Source organism: Candidatus Eisenbacteria bacterium (genome assembly GCA_030017955.1).
In the GTDB taxonomy this organism is placed as follows: Bacteria; Eisenbacteria; RBG-16-71-46; order JASEGR01; family JASEGR01; genus JASEGR01.
On record JASEGR010000181.1, the window covers coordinates 1 to 2,190 of the forward strand.

At 55.3% G+C, this 2,190-nt stretch carries 1 protein-coding gene; it reads right to left on the reverse strand.

What is annotated here, in order from left to right:
* Positions 1-264: 264 nt before the first annotated feature.
* Positions 265-1,911, reverse strand: a complete 1,647-nt coding sequence (locus QME66_13475; GenBank protein MDI6809957.1) for an IS1634 family transposase — start codon at positions 1,909-1,911, stop codon at positions 265-267.
* Between the last annotated feature and the right edge of the window lie 279 nt (positions 1,912-2,190).

Genomic DNA, 2,190 nt, shown 5'->3' on the forward strand with positions numbered 1-2,190 from the left:
CGCATGGCATAGAGGAACAGGGCGTCGAGCACTTCCTTGTCGTCGACATCGAGCATCTTGAACGGGTAGTGCAGGTTGTCCCTTCCGTCTGGGTTGTCCCCCGGCCGGACGTATTTTGCCGCAAGCTGCGCGACCTCGACGCTGCCCTTGCAACATTTGACTGATCTTCTACAGTCGATTTTGCAACATATTGGCGCTCAAGGATATAAAATGGGCGCCGGCGCTCTTGGCACTACATGTTATGTCCTCGCTTGTTTGCTTCCCTTATGTTATCTGTCTCACCGTCGGCGGCATGGCCACTCCAACCGCCTGAAAGACCTTCCCGCACGTCCCAACACATTCGCTACGCACAGCGAATTTCTTCTCGCCCTCTTGAACCTCCACCTCTGCCAGCGCCTTCAAATCCCGCTTCACTTCCGCCCATTCGAAGCGCCCATCGAGCTTCTCCAACCGGCGATTCAGCTCCTCTCGCAACACCAAAGCCAGAAAACTGCAAAAGACGTGCCCGCGAATCGTTTCGTCACACTTGTGGAATATCGGTCGCGTCGCCAGAAGCGATTTCGTGTCCCGAAACAATTGTTCCACCATCATCAACTGTTTGTATTTCAGCGCCACCTCCGCCACGCCAAGTTCCGTGTTCGTCCTCAGCAGCCACTTCCCATCGTATATCTCTTCCTGTGCCGCCTTTTGCCGATCTATCCGTATCGCTCCTTTTTCCACCTTCAGGTACTTTCGGAATCCTTTGTTGCCCACCAGTGTTCCGGCGCCCGCTTTGAGCCTATCTTCAAGCGCCGATAGTATCACCTCCCGATTTCGCGCATCTGTTGTTCTTTCCTCTTCGTTCAGGCATAGCACGTAACGTCTCCCGCCCCGTCGGATTTCCTTCACCTTGAGTGGCGCCGGGTCTTTTGCTTTCGACCGCTGAGGACGCACCTCTTCGTAGCCCTCCTTACTTGAGAGCAAATCTTCTCCGATCTCCTTTTGCTGTCTCATCCGCGCGCCCAGGATGTACTGCAACCCTCGTTTCTCCAATTCCTCCATCGTCCCTTCACTGATCATCCCTCGATCAGCCACGACACAGACTCTTTGAATCTGAAACCGTTTCCCGAGTCGATCCACGACGGGCAGAAGCGTCCTGGCGTCGCTCGTGTTCCCCGGCCACATCTCGCAGCAGATCGGATATCCTTGCGCATCCAGCACGGCGCCGAGGACCATTTGTTTCCGATCCGGCCGATGGTCTTTCGAGTAACCGTATGCGCCTATCGTCTCTCCACCGTCCCCTTCGAAATAAAGCGACGTTGTGTCAAAGAAAACCATTTCCAGTTGACTGAACAGATCGCGCCGCCTGAGAAAAAGTTTTTCCTCTACCAGGTCCTTTACACACCGCCTGAAAAGCGCGGACGCATCCTTCTGTTGCGCCCGCGGCAACTCTTCTCCAAGCCAGGCCATCGCGCGGTAGAAATGGTGGAGTTCCAGCTCGTCTGTTCCTCCGATTCGATACTGCCGCATCCAACCTTTCGCGGCCCGATCCGAACCCGGCGCCATGAGCCTGTGCAGCGTCGCCACGAAAAGCGCCCGTTCCACGTCGAATTCGAACTTGCGTTCTTCCAGCAGTTGCCTCAGCGTTTCTTTGATGCCGGCTTCTTCCCAGAGGCGGCCAAAGATCAGAACGGGGCCGACCTTATGGACTCGCGCTTCTGTTTTGCTCTTGCTGCCGGCGACAAGCAGCATCATTTTTTGAGAGAACCGGGCGAGCGACCCGATGATATTCTCGAGTTTTCCCTCTTGTTGCAGTTGGTCTATTCTTCCGACCGTGCTGACCACTCGTTGCTTGATCTTGTTTGCTTCGCGCCGGTTTTCGACCAACTGCAGGTAGTGATACTTTCCGGACTGCTTAAGTCGCGCGAACATAACGGCCTCCACAAATGGCACTACTCGCTAAACGTCCAAGATGCGGCCATTTTACTGCGCATTTGTGGAGAAGTCAAGCAAAAAGCGGCCCATTCTGTGGCACTACATTTCCAAGCCCGAACCGGTCATGGACAGTCTTTCCCCTTCGGAGACGCCTCCGGCCGCCGCGACAAATGCCCCTCAACTGTAGAAGAAAAGTCTAATGATGTCCCTGCGGGACTTCAGCGATCTCGATTTGGCAGGGCGGCGCGATACGCCTCCAGCCTGGCTTCAAGCTCG

Excerpts from the sequence above, each read along its gene's own strand:
- QME66_13475 (MDI6809957.1), bottom strand. The coding sequence starts at position 1,911 with ATGTTCGCGCGACTTAAGCAGTCCGGAAAGTATCACTACCTGCAGTTG.